Here is an 18258-nt window from a genome sequence, read left to right as displayed (position 1 = left end):
GTGAGCGAGGCACTCGACCGCGACGGCGGGCAATGCCGCCGGCCGGGTAGATGTCCCACGCTCCTGACCACCCGCTGAACGGGAAACGCCAACGCACCCATGACCTTCGGCATGCTTGTGCGTCCTGGATTCCGCGAAGTCGAGGTTAATACCCGATCTATCACCGTCGCCGCGGCCTACGTGGTGGTTGTCCGGTCCGGTGTGGCCGCCTGGCTGCTTCTTTCCGAACCTCACCGATCTGGTCTTTGGGAACGAGTTCGATGATGTCTTCTCGTGAGGTGATGATCAGTTTTTGGAAGATCGCGGCCATCTGCGCGTCGATGGTTCTGTGGGAGTTGCCTCGGCGGGCCGCGATCGCGGTGTTCGTCCATCCCGCCGCCGCCAGGATCGCGACCTGCTGCTCGGCTCTGGACAGCTCGTCCCAGTGTGATGAGGTGTTCTTCCTGGCGGGATGGTCCATCGGCAGCCTGTCAATGGACAGTGTGCCCAGCGCCAGGCGCTGCACCTCGTGCAGGCCGGGACGCAGCAGGGAGCCCTGCCTATAGGCGGCGGCGAACGTCTCAGGCCCCAACACGCGGCGGGCAACGACGATCGCATTGTCGTTTTCAGCGGCTATGAGCGCCAGATCCTCAAAATTGACACTTAGCCCCGCTCGCAGCGTTGTGGCCCCTCCAGCGAGTTGACCGGTTTCGGTGGCCAATGCCTTGAGCCTCGCCCGGTCGGTACTTCCCGCCGCGATCAAGTCGCTGATGATCTGCGCCAATGACCATGTCCGAATATTCACCGCCATCGACGCGCCCAACTGGTCTTCCACAGCTTCCTGGTGTGCCAGTGTTGCGCGCCCGATTGCCAACGCCTCGGTGGGATCACCGTGTTTGGTCAACGCGATCGCCCATGTCATCTCGGCCCAGGATTTCGTCGACCCAGATCCGGACGCGGTGACGTGATCGAGGTGGCGTCTTGTGATCTCGAGGGCCTGCTGTGCCGATCCGAGGAAGCTCGCGGCCCAGCCCTCGTTCAGCTCGCTCATCACCTCGCCACCACGATCGCCGAGGGCACGGAACTTTTCACGGGCGCGTGCCAACACAGTGACGGCTCTCGGGTCTCGGTGGGCCATCATCAGTTCCAACCCCCACAAGAATTCGAGGGGAGCGGGCAGACCTGTGTCGGTTTCCGGCGTCTGCCGCCAATTCTCTCGGGCCTTCGGGTCACCGACGCAGACGGCGGCGCATTCCTCGAGCATCCACTCGACATCGTCGTTCCTGCCCTGCAGGAAAAAGAGCCATCCGGTCAAGGTCATCGCGGCAAGTTGGAGTTCGGTCGTCTGCGGGGTCCACGCGTGGGTGGCCTGTAGCGTGCGTTCGGTCCAGTGACGCATTTCCCGGGGTGAACCTCTGAAGATGGGCAAGGTAATCAGACCCGTGGAGATCTCCAAACCGAGTGCCGGCTCGCCGGAGGTGAGGCTCGTCTCGATCGCGGTCACAATGTTGTCCCACGCCGCGCGAGCCCAGTCCAGCAGTTCATGCTCGGCGGGACCGAACCAATCGAGCTGCGCCGCAACGACTTTGTCCCGATAGTAGCGGCGGTGACGCTGTGCGAGCCGCGCCGGTTCGTCCACCTCCGGGGTGGAACGTTCCGCCAGCTGTCGCCCGGCGAAGAGGCGAATACTTTCCAGCAGGGAGTACCGCACTGTGGTCGGGGTGATGTGACGGGTTACCAGCGACTGGTCGACGAGACGCTCGAGCAGGCCCTCGACCTCCTCGGTTGCCACGCTCACCATCGCCTGTCCGTTTCCCCGGTCGTGTCCGGGTGCCGGATCGTCGCCGCAAACCACCTCGATTGCTTCCAGGTCGGCACCGACATTCAGGGCGGAGCTGGTGTCGTCCTCGGGGTTGGTGTCATATCCCGCGGCGAAGACCGACATCCGGTCCAGAAGCAGCCGTTCCTTGTCCTGGCACAGGTCATAGGACCAGGCGATGACGTCACGAACCCCCTGATGGCGTGGTTCCGCACCCACCCGAGGCCCATGCGACCACCGCATCCGTTTGTCGGTCGCCTCGCCGCTCAACTCCTGAAGGATCATCGTCAACGGCTGCCGAAGCAGCCGTGCCGCGGCTAAGCGGATATACAGCGGATGGTTGTCCACATGACGACAAATCAGGCCGGCCACCGCAACCTGATCGGTGTCGGTGATCGGATGATCGGTGAGTACGGCGCGCTGCCGGAACAACGTCAGAGCTTGCTGCTGTGTCAGCGGGGGGACCACGATGACATGTTCATCGACCCACCCGATCGCCTCGCGGCTGGTCGCCAGGATGGTCAATCCCGGCACCGCCTCCAGCAACTCCGCGATCAGGCGACCGGCGTCGGCGAGCACATGCTCACAATTGTCCACCACCAGCACCGTCTGCAGATTCCGCCCCACCGCGTCGGTCCTGGTCAACGTATCCACAAGCGCGTCCCACCCCGATCGTCCCGAGAAGTCGGCATCGATCACCGAGGCCGCGACCTCGTCCTCGATCGCGGCCACATCCGAGCCCTTGGCCAGCCGCGCCAACCGCACCCAATACACCGGTATGCGCCCAGCTTTGCCGAATCGGCGGAGTATCTCGGTTGCGAGTCGTGTTTTCCCGATCCCGCCCGGGCCGATCAACGTAATCAACCGAGCCGAACCCACCAGTAAGGTACTGATCTTGTCCAGCTCCGGACCACGACCAACGAAATCACCCGTTGCCGCGACCGGATCCCCAGCACGTTCTCGGCGTGTCGCCGACATAATACCGAGCGTAGTCGCCCAAACACGCCGCTGGTCGCTGCTATAGCCGGCGCCGCCGGGAGCTGATCGATATCGGCCAGGCACCGGGCTTGCCTCGATCAGGGCTGATTCTCCAGGCGCCCGGGTGTGCTCGTTCGGATGGGTGCTGGTGCAGCCGCACCAGCCGCGCGGCGCGCTCGACCAACGTGCCGGCGGTGCCGCTGATCGGGTTGTCCTCCTATTGTCCTGGCAGACCGCCTGTTGATCGGGCTCGAGTGTGTTGCTGATGGTTCATGTCCATAGTCTGCGACATGGCAAGGGTGGCCAACTGCCGCTGAGGTTGTTGTCGATTGTGACGGCCGCACCGACCTTGTAGGCGGCAGCAGCGAACCGGTCGGCCACCGCGCGGTCGTCTTGGTAGTCCAACTCCAACGGCGGACACATGAACCGCACCTGTATGTGGCACAGGTCCCGCTGCCACGATCCCACCCCGTTCATCGGCGTTGCATTCCAGCCGTGATCGTTGGCCGGGCAGCCCGACCCGCGCTGGTGCGGATCGGGCATCTCGTGCTCGGTGGCCGGCCATTGCCCCGAGCGCGTGTCACGACGATGGTCACTGTCATGGCCTTAACTGACATGTCGTCGGTCGTGAACTGATATCCGGCCCGTTGGATTCTGTCCGGTGATCACCTGCCGATGGAACTGCCCCAGGTCGTGGATCGCGGCGCGGGCGTCGCAGAGCAGATCCGAGCCGACGTGGTGGACGTGCGGGGCGCGGTCCCAGATCTGCAGCCGTGTCGGGACCTGAGCCTGGGCGCAGCGTCGGGCCAGCAACTCGGCGTCCGGCAGCAGGCATTCGGTGGAGCCGACCTGGATCAGGACCGATGGTAGGTCGGTGAAGTCGTGGTTGACCGGCGACCATGTCGGGTCGAGTTTGCCGTTGACGGCAAAACCTTGCCGCGCGATTACTTCCATACACCGTGAAGGCAGGTAGGAATCGCGGTGCCGGTTGGGGTGGGCGTTGCGCGTCGTCGAGTCGAAGTCGGCCCATGGTGAGATCGCGGAGATGCCGCCGGGCATCGGCAATCCCCGCTCCCGAGTGGCCAGCGCGAGCCGGAAGGCGATTCCGCCGCCCGCGGAGTCGCCGGACACTATGATGCGCTCAGCTTGGAAGCCCTGCTCGAGCAGGTATTGATACGACTGGACCGCGTCGTCGAGTGTCTCGGTGAAGTGCGCTTTCGGCAGCTGTCGATAGTCGACATTGAACGCGGGCATCCGGCTGGCTCGTCCGATCTTGGCGACGAGGCGCCGATGGGTATTCCGGCTGCCACTGATGTACCCGCCGCCGTGGAAGTACAGCAGCGCAGAGTCCTGCCGTTGCCGTGGGTCTGCCAACTCGTCGTGCCATAACCATTCGGCGCGGAACCTTTCCAACTGCGCGGTCGCGCGTTTGGTGCCGTTCGGAGGGACGAGCACGGTGGCCGGGAGATCGGCGAGACGGCCGATCCACCTCATCTGCTCGAGCTGGCTGTAGCCGCCAATCCGCGCCAGGGTTGCCAACCCGAGCCCGACCGTGCCGCGCAGCAGTGGGTTGGCGATCCGGGTTCCCATACTTGCCTGGTTCGGCCGTTCCACGATCACTGACGACACTGCGGGTTGCGGGGCGGTTCGCAGGACTTCCGTGGTCATCGCGGTTCTCCGGTCGGTCCGGTCGGTGCCGCAGCAAGACAACTTGCTTCGAGATCGGACGTTGACCGAAATTTCACCCTGTGTGCTGGACACCGCCCCAGACAGCGCGGCCCGAGGGGTTCGGTCCGCAATCGAGGTGACCGACCGGCCACGCTGCAGCAGTCGGTACGCAAGACCACGCCTGCCCGCCCAAATTTGTATGCGTCGCACCTTGTCGATCCTTCCGGCCACGAAACCCACAACTTCCGGCCACGAAACCCACAACCTGACCATCAGCAATGCTCAGCGAGTAGGGCGGCGCCACGCATCGGCAGATACCGACGGATCTACCTATAGCGGCTACCTAGCTAGGGGCCCGGAGACGCCTGCTCCCGCGTGTGCTCGAACCGAACCAGGCTGCGACACGTCTATGCCATATGAGGCGACTGATCGACCCGGATCTGCTGATCGGTGCGGTCGAGCGGGCGCGCAGCAGCGTCGAGCGCGTCGACGAGCATACCGGCACTCAGGCGTAGCCGTCAGCCGCGGCCACTTCGCGCAATGCGGTGTCGAGCAGGCCGGTGTAGATGTCGATGTCGGGAAGTACCGAAGCGTCGGCGTGCACGGAAATCGTGATGGTGTCGCCGATTCCGTGCACGCCGTGGGTCAGGTTCATCACCGCGCCGATGGCCGGGAAGCCTGCGGTGAAGAGGACTCGTCCGCCGCCGAAGGTCAGGTCGGCGGGCCCGCGATACACGCTCGACACCACGGTGTGTCCGGCGATGGAGTCCGGGACGGTGTCGATGGGATAGCGGTCGATGTCGCGGCGCAGCAGCGGGGCCGGGACGACGGCGGTGACCCGATCCTGCGCCGCCAGCAGCGGGTGTTGGGCGCGGATTCGGCGATCGGACAGCGCCGCCGCGATCTTGCCAGCCCGAACGCGCAGATCCGGTTCGTCGATGAACAGGTCGACGCCGAGGCTGCGGTAGTTGTTGCGGGCGGCGGACTGCGGGCCTGCCAGCGCCATTGGAACCTGGGCGCCGAGGCGGTCGACCGGTTCGCCGCGCGACTCCAGGTAGCGGGGCAGCGCGATCGAAATCGCCGTCAGGACAACCACCGTGACGGTCCAGTCGGTGCCGCGCAGCGGGCCCGCGTCACGGACGAGCATGCGCGCCACATGGCCCGGCGCCTGGACCGCGATCGGCCGGTTGACCAGGCTGGGCGCGAAATCCGTCCCAGGCGAGGGCAATTGACCGGCTGCCGTAAGTTCGGCCAACTCCTGCTGCGCCCGGTAGGCATGATAACCACGCAGGGCGGTTCGCGTCAGCTGGATCGGCATGCGCAGCAGTCCCAGCGCTGAATCGGTCAGTGCGGAAGCCCACGTCGGTGTGGCCGAGGGTAGGAAGGGGTACCGGCATTGGCCGACCTGCTCCCGCGCCATCTCCAACCCCGCATGAACCGGATCGGACGTCGACCGCAGGGTGGGCACCGCCTCCGCCGCATACACGGCCGAGTCAGACGTCGGCCCTGAAGTCTGGACCACTCCCGGCGCCTGCCCAGCCGACTCAGGCATCGGCCGCAAAGTCTGGACCATCTCCGCCGCCCGCACAGCCGAGTCGGCCTTCGGCGGGTGGCCGACGCCGCCCGCCCCGACCGCGGCAGGTTCCGCGAATAACTCGCGGGCAATGTGCGCTCCGCGCACCCCATCGGCCAACGCATGCGACATTTGGAGCACCACCACAGTCGCGGGCTCCCCATCGGACAATTGCCCCGGGGCTCCCAGCACGCCGCGGAAAACATGCAATCGCCACGGGCGTCCGGCCGCGTCCACTCCGGTGCCGAGTAGTTTGCCGAGCGCATTCGACACACTCGGCCAATTCGCTTCCGGCAGGGCATGCTCCACAAATTGCTCGGCGGCGAAATCGCAGGGCGTCCAGGACGGATAGTCCAGATTCCCGGGGACCTCGCGCAGCCGGACCCGCAGATCGGCGATCCGGGCGCTGCGCCGCGCGACGAGGGCGCGCAGTTCCGTGGTGGGCCGACCGGAATCGGCAAAGCAATACAGCAGGAACAGATCGTTGCGGGTGCGGCCCGACAACCAGTACATCGTCGCGTCCTGGGGTGCCACGGAGCTCACCTATCGACGATATCGGCCGTCGTTCGCCCCGGCGGCGGCGCCCCCAATCGCTGAATGATCTTGCTCCGCACCTGCGCTCGACGAAACCTATCGATTTCGACCCGCTCCTCTGCTACCGTCTGTAGTAGAACTACGTATCATTCACCCGAGGGGCGGGGTGTCGATCATGGTTGGTCAGGTAAGTCGCAAGCTCAGCGCACAAGCCGATGCCGCGGATGAGCGATATCGGGCCGCGGCATTCGTCAAACGGTCGATCAACAAGGTCTTCCCGACCCACTGGTCGTTCCTGCTCGGCGAGATCGCGCTCTACAGCTTCATCATCCTGCTGCTATCGGGCGTCTACCTCACCCTGTTCTTCGACCCGTCGATGAACGAGGTCATCTACAACGGCACCTACCAGCCGCTGCGCGGCGTGACCATGTCGCGGGCCTACGAGACGGCGCTGAACATCTCTTTCGAGGTGCGCGGTGGTCTGTTCGTCCGCCAGGTACACCATTGGGCCGCACTGCTTTTCGCGGCGTCGATCATCGTGCACCTGTTCCGCATTTTCTTCACCGGCGCATTCCGCAAGCCGCGCGAGGCGAACTGGGTGATCGGCTCACTGCTGCTGATATTGGCGATGTTCGAGGGATACTTCGGCTATTCACTGCCCGACGACCTGTTGTCGGGCACGGGCCTACGCGCGGCGTTCTCGTCGATCACGCTCGGCATCCCGATCATCGGCACCTGGATGCACTGGCTGATGTTCAGCGGCGACTACCCGGGCACGATCATCATCCCGCGCCTGTTCATCGCCCACGTGCTGCTACTGCCCGGCATCATGCTCGCGCTGATCGCCGCCCATATCGCGCTGGTCTGGTATCAGAAGCACACCCAGTTCCCGGGCCCGGGCCGCACCGAGAACAATGTGGTCGGCACCCGCATCGTGCCGGTGTTCTCCCTGGATCAGGGCGCGTTCTTCGCCTTCACCCTCGGCATCGTCGCGATCATGGGCGGCCTGCTGCAGATCAATCCGATCTGGAACATGGGACCGTACAACCCGTCTCAGGTGTCGGCGGGTTCGCAACCGGACTTCTACATGATGTGGACCGACGGCATGATGCGCCTGATCCCACCATGGGAGCTGTATCTGGGCCGCTATACGGTGCCCGCGCCGGTCTGGGGCGCGTTGATCATGGGCTTGGTGTTCACGCTGCTCATCACCTATCCGTGGATCGAGCGGCGCCTGACCAAGGACACCGTGCACCACAACCTGCTGCAGCGGCCGCGAGATGTGCCGGTGCGCACCGCGATCGGCGCCATGGTGATCGCCTTCTATGTGGTGCTGACGCTGTCGTGCGTCAACGACATCCTCGCCTACAAGTTCGACATCTCACTGAACGCGACAACCTGGGTCGGCCGGATCGGCATTCTGATCGCGCCGCCGACCGCGTACTTCATCGCGTATCGAATCTGCCTCGGCCTGCAACGCAGCGATCGCGCGGTGCTCGAGCACGGCGTGGAAACCGGTGTGATCAAGCGGCTGCCGCACGGAGAGTACATCGAGATTCATCAGCCGCTCGGCCCGGTCGATGAGCACGGCCATCCGATCCCGCTGGAGTACCAGGGCGCGCCGGTACCGAAGAAGATGAGCAAGCTGGGCGCGGCCGGTAAGCCCGGTACCGGCGGCTTCTTCCGCGCCGACCCGCGGCAGGAGTCCGAACGCAATCGGACCGTCGACCACGAAGAAGAGCACAAACAGCTCGCGGTACTGCGCCGGGTTCAGGAGCAGACCAACGGCCACCGCGGCAACGGGTCAGGCAGCGGGCACCGCCCATGAGCAGTGCAAAAGTGCCTTGAACAGCGCGAAGGCCCCAAGTCCTTGTCGACCCGGGGCCTATGCTGGCTGGTTCAGATGCTCATGTGGTTCAAGAGCGTCTGAACTCCGCCGCTACTCCCGTTAGGAATGCGTCCCACTCATCCGGCGCGAATGCCAACACCGGGCCATATCCATTGTTCTTGGTGTCGCGAACCGCTACATTGCCGTCGACGGTAAATGCGACTTCCACGCAGTTCCCGTCAGGGCCACTGTATGTGCTCTTGCGCCACACAGCACCCGCAAAATCAACCTCCACGACCCTAGCTCCTTTGCTGCGTCGAGAACGAGAATTCTTCTGACATCGTTCTAACTAGCACCGGCACCCGGCGGGAACGCCGAATCCCGTGGTGCGCTCTGTGGTAGCGCGCCGCTTTCACGGTGCATCGCGATCGCACTGCGCTTCGAGGTGGAATACACCCCCGGGGTTGTCCCCGCGGGCTAAAGACTAGCAGGTTCATCGACAATTTGCCGATGTCTTGCTCGCTCGATCATCGCATCTGCCAATCTTGCGAAGATGAAATGTTGCGGAGACATTGCCAGGTCGGTGACTTTCATTCGGACCACTGGTGCACCGCTAACTTTTGTGTCGATGTGATTACTCCGTGATCCGTCATTTGATCACCTCCACCCCGTTGCCTCGACAGCTTCGCAACGACCCGTGGATCATGGGTCTATGGTCGAACGCCCCCGCGACGAGGCAGGTCGTGCCCGCAATCCCCGCCCACGTGACAGATTCGGGCGCCCGCTACCGCTCGGCAGCCCCGGCATACGGCGAATTCCGGATGACCTGACTCTGCCGCCCGAGCAAACTCTTTCCTACGCCCAGCAACTGCTGGATGAAGGCTTGGCATTCAACGCACACGAGGTATTGGAGGCCGCATGGAAGAACGGACCGTTCGCCGAACGGATGCTGTGGCAGGGTTTAGCGCAATACGCGGTCGCTCTGACACACATCCAGCGCGACAATCCCAAGGGCGCGCGCACCCTGCTGACCCGCGCCGTGACCCGGCTGACTACCTACCAACCGGACAATAGCGGCGAAACGGATGTCGATACCCCTTACGGAATCGACCGACCAGGATTGATCGCGCACGCCGAGTCTCTGCTCGCCGAACTGGATTCCGCGACACCGATCGCCGCCGATCGGCTCAAACCACGGCTGCAGGGCCGACCATGACCGACCGCAGACCACCCCTAACATGGCAAAAGTGTCAATCGTCTCCGACGTAGCGCGCGGCGCGGGCAGGTACGCACCGAGCCCGTCCGGCGATCTACACCTGGGAAACCTGCGCACGGCACTGTTGGCCTGGCTGTTCGCCCGCTCGACCGGGCGGCGCTTCCTGATGCGAATAGAGGATCTGGACCGGGTGCGCCAGGGCGCAGAGGCGCGACAGCTGGCGGATCTGGCCGCGGTCGGCCTCGACTGGGATGGGCCGGTCGTCCGGCAATCCGAACGACTGCCTCTCTATCAGGCGGCCATCGATCGACTGACCGATGGCGGGCTCACCTATGAGTGCTATTGCACCAGAAGAGAAATCCAGCGGGCCGCGATCGCACCGCACGGACCGATGGGCTCCTACCCCGGTACCTGCCGGACGCTGACCGACGCCGCGCGCGCCGAACATCGGGCCAACGGTCGCCCCGCGGCGCTGCGCCTGCGCGCGACCGCGACCGAGTTCGAAATCATCGATGAGCTGCACGGTCCCTACCGCGGCCCGGTGGACGACGTGGTGCTGCGCCGCGGCGACGGTATCCCGGCCTACAACCTGGCGGTGGTGGTGGACGATGCCGCACAGGGGGTCGATCAGGTGGTGCGTGGCGACGATCTGCTGTCGTCCACGCCCCGACAGGCGTATCTGGCATCGCTGCTCGACCTGCCGGTTCCGCAATACGTCCATGTACCGCTGGTCTTGAACGAGCACGGACAGCGGCTGGCCAAACGCGACGGCGCGGTGACCCTCGCCGATCAGGCCGCGCTCGGCAACACGCCCGAGCAGGTGGCCGCCGCGCTGGCCTGTTCGCTCGGATATCCGCCGTTGTCGCCGGTCGAGGTCCTCGGCCGTTTCACACCCACCCATCTGCCCAGAGAACCGTGGATACTCGACGAGAATGGGTTGTTGCAACGCAGCCGATGTCCGTAACGTACGCACTCGACCGATCTACTGATCACTGACGAGGACTCAATATGACAAGCGGTGGGTACGACCCCAACAAGTATCCGCAGGGCGGGCAGCAATATCCACAGGGCGGGCAGCAGTATCCCCAGGGCCAGCCGCCACAGGATCCTTACGGCCAGCAGCCGCCCCAATACGGGCAGCAGCCGCCCCAGTACGGACAACAGCCGCAATACGGACAGCCGCAGGACCCCTACGGCCAGCAGCCGCCCCAGTACGGCCAGCAGCCGCAATACGGGCAGCCGCCCCAGTACGGACAGCCGCAGGACCCCTACGGCCAGCCGTACCCGCAGCAGCCGTATGGCGGACAGCCCGGCTATGGCTACGGCGGCGGCCAGCCGGGTGATGTCGGGTCCCGCATCGGTGCTCGTGTCATCGACCACCTGATTGTCGGCATCCCGGTCTTCATCATCGTCACCGTCATCTTCGGCTTCGGCAGCACCACCGGGTCGATCGTGAACGGCGTGGTGGTTTCGCTCGCGCTGCTCGGCTACTTCATCGGCATGGAGACCACTCAGGGCACCACCCTCGGCAAGAAGTTGCTGGGTCTCAAGGTGCTCGCGCCCGGCGGCGCGGCGAAGATCAGCCCGGAGACCTCGTTCAAGCGCAACATCTACGTGGCGGCGGAGGTCATCCCGTGCATCGGCGGCCTGGTCGCGCTCGGCCTGGTCATCTACATGATCATCTCCACCTCGCAGGACCCGAACAAACAGGGCTGGCACGATAAGTTCGCTGGCGGCACCCAGGTCGTCAAGGGCTGATACCGGCTCGCACGATCGACACAACGCGCAGGGGCGCACCCGAATCGGGTGCGCCCCTGACGTTTTCGGTGCCTTCGAGAACTAGGTGCTGCTGCTGGCCAGGACGATGACGAACCACACCACCGACAGCACGATCACGCCGACACCGATCCAGATGCCCGCCAACGCCATACCGCGGCCGTCCTGGCCGGACTGCTTGATCTGATTCACCGCGATAGCGCCGAGGATAATCCCGACAATCGACCCGATACCGCAGGTGACGAACCCGAGCAGGGACGCGATCAGCGCGCCGATGGCCATACCGCTGGTCCCCTGCGCCTGCGGATAACCGTAGGGCTGGTATGCATTCGGGTAGGCAGCGTTCTGGTAGCCATAATTCGGCGCCTGCGGATACGGCTGCGCGCCAGGCTGCTGCGGCTGATAGGTCGGATACTGTGGTTGGGGCGGCGGTGTCATCTGCGGGGCAGGCTGCTGCGGGTACTGCGGAGCCGACGGGTATCCGGACGGCTCAGCGGTCGGATATTGCGGAACCGAACCGGGTGCGCCAGACTCCGGCGACACGCCTTGGCCGCCGTACTGTTTCCACCACTCGTCGGAATCGCCGGGATTCGTCATTGCTACAGGGTATTCCACAACCTGGTTGGATGAAGCGCGTGAGTGAGTCGATTAAAACCGAAGAACACGACGGATCTGGACACCCCGCGCCGGACCATGCGGCATTCGCCCAGGTCGCGCGAGGGTACTACGCACCGATCGTGGCGTTGTTCACCGCAACGCTGATCATCTCAAACATCTGCGCCACCAAAGGCGTTCAATATTTCGCCGATCATTCGGTGAAGCTGGGGCCGTTGGAGATCTTGCCGATCACCACCGACGGCGCCTGGTTCCTTTTCCCCCTCGCCTACATCATCGGCGACGTGCTCAGCGAGGTATACGGCTTCCGCGCCGCCCGCAGGGCCATCTACTACGGCTTCGCCATCCTGCTGGTGGCGGTGGTGTGCTTCGAGATCGCCATCGGCCTGCCCGCCGCGAGCTTCTATGAAAACCAGGACGCGTTCCGGTCCGTCATCGGAACGACCCCGCAGCTCGTCGCCGCCGGGCTCACCGGCTACTTCGTCGGCGAGATGCTGAACTCGGCGACGCTGGTGCTCATCAAGGAACGTACCAAGGAGAAGCACCTGTGGGCGCGGCTGATCGGTTCCACTGTGGTCGGCGAGTTCGGTGACACACTGATCTTCTGCTCGATCGCGGCCACCGCCATCGGCATCGACAGCTGGGGCCAGTTCGTGAATTACGTGATCGTCGGGTTCATTTGGAAGACGCTGGCCGAGGTCATCGTGCTGCCCATCACCTACCGGGTGATCGCCTTCTTGAAGAAGCACGAACCGAGCTACGCCCCGCGCGAAACCCCAGCATTGCTCAGCTGATTCGGCCCACGTCCTGATCCCGCTCCACGTCGCGGGCATTTCGCAACCACCACGGCTCTGTCTTACGAGCACCGTTCGCGGCCGGCTCGCGGCCGAGTGGCCGAAGCGCATGCGACGCAGTCGCCAGTCTCGGCCACTCGGACGCAAGCCTTCGGGGCCGCGAACACGCAGCGCCGCAGGCGCTGTAAATCAAACACAGCTACTGGTCTGCTGACCACCACGGCGCGAGTCTTACGAGCGCCGTTCGCGGCCGGCTCGCGGCCGAGTGGCCGAAGCGCATGCGACGCAGTCGCGAGTCTCGCACCGCTCGGACGCGAGCCTTCAGGGCCGCGAACACGCAGCGCCGCAAATCAAACACAGCTACTGGTCTGCTGACCACCACGGCGCGAGTCTTACGAGCGCCGTTCGCGGCCGGCTCGCGGCCGAGTGGCCGAAGCGCATGCGACGCAGTCGCGAGTCTCGCACCGCTCGGACGCGAGCCTTCAGGGCCGCGAACACGCAGCGCCGCAGGCGCTGCAAATCAAACACAGCCCTGCCAGCGGCCGAGGGTTTCGGCCTTGTACTCGTCGAAGTAGCCGCCCTCGAGGCTCTCGCGAATGCGGTCGACGAGCCGAATCGTGTAGCGCTCATTGTGAATTGTGCACAGCGTCGAGGCGAGCATCTCCTTGGCCTTGAACAGGTGATGGATGTAGGCCCGGGTGTAGTGCGCGCAGGTGTAGCAGTCGCAGGTGTCGTCGATCGGGGTGAAGTCGCGGCGGAAACGCGCGGTATTGATATTGAATCGGCCCTCGGCGACATAGATGGCGGCATTGCGGGCGACCCGGGACGGGTTCACGCAGTCGAAGGTGTCCGCGCCGTTTTCCACGGCGGTGAAGATGTCCTCGGGCTCGCTGATGCCGAGCATGTGGTGTGGTTTGTCCTCGGGCAGTTCGTCGCAGCACCAGCCGACGATGGTGCCGAGGTTGTGCTTTTCCAGTGCGCCGCCGACGCCGTAGCCGTCGAAACTCGTTCCGGCACTGCCCCGTATCGATTCCAGCTCGCGACATGCCTTGCGACGCAGGTCTTCGTACTGCGCGCCCTGGATCACGGCGAACAGCGCCTGATACGGGCGGTGCGCGCGCGCCGCGGTCAGCCGCTCGTGCTCGTCGATGCAGCGCTGCGCCCACTCGTGCGTGCGCTGCAACGACTTCTCCTGGTAGCCACGGGTATTGAGCAGGGTGGTGAGCTCGTCGAAGGCGAAGATGATGTCCGCGCCGAGCTGGTGCTGGATGCCCATCGACACTTCCGGCGTGAACCGGTGCTTGGATCCGTCCAGGTGCGAGCGGAAGGTGACGCCGTCGTCGTCGACGGTCGCCAGCCGCTCCTTGCCCTTGGCGATCACATCGTCGCTGCGGACGTCCACGGCCTCCATCGCGAGCACCTTCTTGAACCCGACGCCCAGCGACATCACCTGGAAGCCGCCGCTGTCGGTGAAGGTGGGTCCGTCCCAGTTCATGAACTTGCCGAGCCCGCCCGCCTCGTCCACGATGTCCGGGCCGGGCTGCAGATACAGATGATATGCGTTGGCCAGCAGCGCCTGCGAACCGATCTCCTTCATCGTCTCCGGCAGCACCGCCTTCACGGTCGCCTTGGTGCCGACCGGGATGAACGCGGGCGTCGCGATCGTCCCGTGCGGTGTGCTGATCACGCCGGACCGACCGTGCCGCCCACCATCCAGGCGAGTACCGACGGTGAACGAGAAGGATTCCGGATCAGACACCCGAATATCCTCCCAGGACGGCAATCCTCCGGAGACGATGGGGCGGGGGCCGGAATTCAGGTCAGGCGTCGGCCGCGGCCGCGGCGAACTGGGCGTTGTAGAGGCGGTAGTAGGCGCCGCGCTCGTCCAGCAGGCGTTCGTGGTTGCCGTGTTCGACGATGCGGCCCGCTTCCATCACGACGATCAGGTCGGCGTCGCGAATAGTGGAAAGGCGATGCGCGATGACAAAGCTGGTGCGGTCGCGGCGCAGCGCCGCGGTCGCGTGCTGGACGAGCACCTCGGTGCGGGTGTCGACCGAGCTGGTCGCCTCGTCGAGGACCAGGATGGACGGTTTCGCCAGGAAGGCGCGGGCGATGGTGATGAGTTGCTTCTCACCTGCGCTCACCCCCGAGCCTTCCTCGTCGATGATGGTGTCGTAGCCGTCGGGCAGTGCGTGCACGAACCGGTCGACATACGCGGCGCGCGCCGCGGCAATGATGTCCTGCTCGCTGGCGTTCGGATTTCCGTAGGCGATGTTCTCTCGGATGGTGCCGCGGAAGAGCCAGGTATCCTGCAGCACCATGCCGATCCGGGAGCGCAGGTGGTCGCGGGTGATCTCGGTGATGTCGACATCGTCAATGGTGATGGTGCCCGCGTCCAGCTCGTAGAACCGCATCAGCAGGTTCACCAGCGTGGTCTTGCCCGCGCCGGTCGGACCGACGATGGCCACCACATGCCCTGGCTCGGCGACCAGCGACAGTCGCTCGATGATCGGCGTCTCCGGTTCGTAGCGGAACGAGACGGCCTCGAATTCGACCCGGCCGCGGTCGACCGGACGAGCGTTCTCCACCGCCGGGTCGGGCAACTGCTCTTCGGCGTCGAGGATCTCGAAGATCCGCTCGGCCGAGGCCACGCCGGACTGCAGCAGGTTGGCCATCGCGCCGATCTGGGTCAGCGGCTGGCTGAACTGCCGGGAGTACTGGATGAACGCTTGCACCTCACCGAGCGACAGGCTGCCTGTCGCCACGCGCAGGCCACCGACGAGCGCAACCAGCACGAAGTTCACGTTCCCGAGGAACATGATGGCGGGCATGATCAGGCCGGAGATGAACTGCGCCTTGAAGCTGGCGTCGTAGAGCTCGTCGTTGCGCTTGTCGAACTCCTTGCCGACCTCGCGGTTACGGCCGAACGCGGTGACGATTTCGTGCCCGGTGAATGCCTCTTCGACCTGGGCGTTCACCATGCCGGTGTACTTCCACTGGTTCACGAAGTGCGGTTTGGACCGCTTGGCGATCTGCGCGGTGACGACAATGGCCGCCGGGACGGTGAGCAGCGCGATCACCGCGAGCAGCGGCGAGATCCAGAACATCATGATCAGGATGCCGAGCACCGAGAACACCGAGGTCAGCAGCTGACTCATGGTCTGCTGCAGGCTCTGTGACACATTGTCGACGTCGTTGGTGACGCGGCTGAGCATATCGCCGCGCGGCGCGGAATCGAAGTAGCTCAACGGAAGTCGATGCAGTTTTTCCTCGACGTCGCTGCGCAGCCGCTTCACCGTGCGGTTGATGACGAGGTTGAGCAGGATGCCCTGCAGCCAGCCGAACACGGCGGCGGCGACGTAGAGCACCAGCACCAGCACCAGCACCCGGCCGACGGCGTTGAAGTCGACGCCGACACCGGGGGTGACATTCATGGCGCCGAGCATGTCGGCAAAGGTGTTGTCGCCCTTCGCCCGCAGCGCCTCGATCGCCTGGTCCTTGCTGATACCCGCGGGCAGCTGCTTGCCGACCACGCCGTCGAAGACCAGATTGGTCGCCTTGCCGAGGATGTACGGGCCGAGCGTGTTCAGCACCACCGCCGTGATGACGAGCAACACGATCAGGATGACGTACGCCCGTTCCGGAGCGAGCCTGCGCAGCAGCCGCTTCAGCGATGGCTTGAACGACTTCGGTTTGGTATCCGGCGCACCGGGACTCGGCATTCCGGGCCTCATCGGACTTCCTCCGCACTGAGCTGCGATGCGCAGATCTCTTGGTATTCCGGACAGTCGCGCATCAGCTTTTCATGGGTGCCGATCCCGGCCATGGCGCCGTCCTCGAGCACCACGATCTGATCGGCATCGCGGATGGTGGAAATCCGTTGCCCCACAATGATTACCGAGGAGTTCCTGGTCACCGGCCGGAGCGCTTCGCGCAGCCTGGCATCGGTGGCGACATCCAGCGCGGAGAAGGAATCGTCGAACAGATAGATCCGCGGCTGTTTAACCAGCGCCCGCGCGATGGCAAGGCGCTGACGCTGGCCGCCCGACACCGTGGTCCCGCCCTGCGCGACCGGTGTCTCCAAACCCAGTGGCATGTCCCGCACGAAGTCGGCGGCCTGGGCGATTTCCAGCGCCTGCCACAGATCCTCGTCGGTGGCGTCCGGATTGCCGTAGCGCAGGTTGCTCGCCACCGTTCCGGAGAACAGGTACGCCTTCTGCGGTATCAGGCCGATCTGGGTGCGCAGCAGCTCGAGGTCGATGTGGCGGACATCGGTCCCGCCGACGTAGACGGCGCCGTCGGTAACGTCGATCAGCCGGGGAATCAGGTTGAGCAGCGTGGTCTTGCCCGCACCGGTGGAACCGACGATGGCGGTGGTGGTGCCCGGTTCGACCTGGAACCTGATGGCGCGCAACACCGGCTTCTCCGCACCGGGGAACGCGAACTCGGCGAATGCGATGTCGACCGATCCCGGATCACCCTTGAACGGCTGCGGCAGCCGCGGCGGCACCACCGATGTTTCGGTGTCGAGCACCTCGCCGATCCGATCCGCCGAGACCGCGGCGCGCGGCGCCATCATGGCCAGGAACGAGGCCATCATCACGGCCATCAGGATCTGCATGATGTAGGACAGCATCGCGGTGAGCGAACCGATCTGCATGGTGCCGGCTTCGATAGCGTGCCCGCCGAACCAGATCACCGCCACCGCGGTGACATTGCTGATCAGCATCACCAGCGGGAACATCAGCGCCATCAGCCTGCCGACCTGCAGCGCGGTATCGGTCAGCTCGGTATTGGCCACCCCGAAGCGCCAGGTTTCCTGCCGCTCCCTGACGAACGCTCGCACCACCCGAATGCCGGTGATCTGTTCCCGCAGCACCCGATTGACCTCGTCGATCTTAGTCTGCATGGCGCGGAAGCCGGGCACCATCTTGGCGACGATGAAACCCATCGAGATCGCCAGCGCGGGCACCGCGATCAGTAGCAGCCAGGACAGGCCGAGGTCTTCGCGCAGCGCCATGATGATGCCGCCGATGCACATGATCGGCGCCATCACCAGGATCGTCGCGGACATCACGATGAGCAGCTGCACCTGCTGGATGTCGTTGGTATTGCGGGTGATCAGCGACGGCGCACCGAACATGCCGACCTCGCGGGCGGAAAAGGTGCCCACCCGGTGCAGCACGGCGCCACGCAGATCCCGCCCCGCACCCATCGCGGCCTGTGCGCCGAGATAGACCGAGGACGCGGACGCGACGATCTGCACACCCGTCACCGCGAGCATACATAAGCCGGTGGTCCAGATGTAACCGATGTCACCCTTGGTGACTCCATTGTCGATCAGATCGGCGTTCAGGCTCGGCAGGTAAAGCATCGCGATGACGGAAATCAACTGGAGCACAACGACCCCCGCCAATTGCGCCCGATATGGGTACAGGTAGGTACGGAGCAGTCTGATCAACATAATGATTGGGAGGC

General features: G+C 64.7%; 13 protein-coding genes. 5 read left to right on the top strand and 8 right to left on the bottom strand.

What is annotated here, in order from left to right:
* Positions 1-160 precede the first annotated feature (160 nt).
* From ACV7NQ_RS17720 to ACV7NQ_RS17710, 3 genes are all read right to left on the bottom strand, one after another.
* Positions 161-2776 carry an AAA family ATPase gene (locus tag ACV7NQ_RS17720; RefSeq protein WP_463360690.1) on the bottom strand — a complete coding sequence of 872 codons (2616 nt, stop codon included), beginning with the start codon at positions 2774-2776 and terminating at the stop codon, positions 161-163.
* A 606-nt stretch (positions 2777-3382) separates the two neighbouring features.
* A complete protein-coding gene (locus ACV7NQ_RS17715) occupies positions 3383-4366 on the bottom strand; it encodes an alpha/beta hydrolase (RefSeq protein WP_463360689.1) in 984 nt (327 codons plus the stop codon).
* 583 nt (positions 4367-4949) lie between these two features.
* A complete protein-coding gene (locus tag ACV7NQ_RS17710; protein ID WP_463360688.1) occupies positions 4950-6551 on the bottom strand; it encodes a wax ester/triacylglycerol synthase domain-containing protein in 1602 nt (533 codons plus the stop codon).
* 175 nt (positions 6552-6726) lie between these two features.
* Here ACV7NQ_RS17710 and qcrB point away from each other — a divergent pair, with 175 nt between their 5' ends.
* On the top strand, positions 6727-8379 hold the full coding sequence (gene qcrB, locus ACV7NQ_RS17705) for a cytochrome bc1 complex cytochrome b subunit (RefSeq protein WP_463360687.1): 1653 nt from the start codon (positions 6727-6729) through the stop codon (positions 8377-8379).
* Positions 8380-8467: 88 nt separating this feature from the next.
* Here the strand turns inward: qcrB and ACV7NQ_RS17700 are convergent, their stop codons facing one another.
* Positions 8468-8650 (bottom strand): DUF397 domain-containing protein, encoded by a 183-nt coding sequence (locus ACV7NQ_RS17700; RefSeq protein ID WP_463365712.1) that lies wholly within the window; start codon positions 8648-8650, stop codon positions 8468-8470.
* Between the two features lie 441 nt (positions 8651-9091).
* On the opposite strand from ACV7NQ_RS17700, the gene ACV7NQ_RS17695 reads away from it, so the two are divergent.
* The 3 genes from ACV7NQ_RS17695 to ACV7NQ_RS17685 are packed head-to-tail and all read left to right on the top strand — an operon-like array spanning position 9092 to position 11353.
* On the top strand, positions 9092-9595 hold the full coding sequence (locus ACV7NQ_RS17695; RefSeq protein ID WP_463360686.1) for a DUF309 domain-containing protein: 504 nt from the start codon (positions 9092-9094) through the stop codon (positions 9593-9595).
* A 31-nt stretch (positions 9596-9626) separates the two neighbouring features.
* Positions 9627-10559, top strand: a complete 933-nt coding sequence (gene gluQRS, locus ACV7NQ_RS17690; protein WP_463360685.1) for a tRNA glutamyl-Q(34) synthetase GluQRS — start codon at positions 9627-9629, stop codon at positions 10557-10559.
* A 44-nt stretch (positions 10560-10603) separates the two neighbouring features.
* On the top strand, positions 10604-11353 hold the full coding sequence (locus tag ACV7NQ_RS17685; protein ID WP_463360684.1) for an RDD family protein: 750 nt from the start codon (positions 10604-10606) through the stop codon (positions 11351-11353).
* 81 nt (positions 11354-11434) lie between these two features.
* Here the strand turns inward: ACV7NQ_RS17685 and ACV7NQ_RS17680 are convergent, their stop codons facing one another.
* Positions 11435-11968: a DUF4190 domain-containing protein gene (locus ACV7NQ_RS17680; protein WP_463360683.1), complete on the bottom strand. Its 534-nt coding sequence runs from the start codon at positions 11966-11968 to the stop codon at positions 11435-11437.
* A 29-nt stretch (positions 11969-11997) separates the two neighbouring features.
* Here ACV7NQ_RS17680 and ACV7NQ_RS17675 point away from each other — a divergent pair, with 29 nt between their 5' ends.
* Entirely contained in the window at positions 11998-12780 is a 783-nt protein-coding gene (locus ACV7NQ_RS17675; protein WP_463360682.1) for a queuosine precursor transporter, read from the top strand.
* A 520-nt stretch (positions 12781-13300) separates the two neighbouring features.
* On the opposite strand, the gene tgt is transcribed toward ACV7NQ_RS17675, so the two are convergent.
* The 3 genes from tgt to ACV7NQ_RS17660 form a co-directional block, all read right to left on the bottom strand.
* A complete protein-coding gene (tgt, locus tag ACV7NQ_RS17670; protein ID WP_463360681.1) occupies positions 13301-14539 on the bottom strand; it encodes a tRNA guanosine(34) transglycosylase Tgt in 1239 nt (412 codons plus the stop codon).
* A 61-nt stretch (positions 14540-14600) separates the two neighbouring features.
* Positions 14601-16514 carry an ABC transporter ATP-binding protein gene (locus ACV7NQ_RS17665; RefSeq protein ID WP_463360680.1) on the bottom strand — a complete coding sequence of 638 codons (1914 nt, stop codon included), beginning with the start codon at positions 16512-16514 and terminating at the stop codon, positions 14601-14603.
* A complete protein-coding gene (locus ACV7NQ_RS17660; protein ID WP_463360679.1) occupies positions 16511-18244 on the bottom strand; it encodes an ABC transporter ATP-binding protein in 1734 nt (577 codons plus the stop codon). The genes ACV7NQ_RS17665 and ACV7NQ_RS17660 overlap by 4 nt, the downstream gene beginning before the upstream one ends.
* Positions 18245-18258 lie beyond the last annotated feature (14 nt).

The organism is Nocardia sp. Tas62D01 (assembly GCF_055232035.1).
This window is presented reverse-complemented; position numbering and strand designations above follow the sequence as displayed.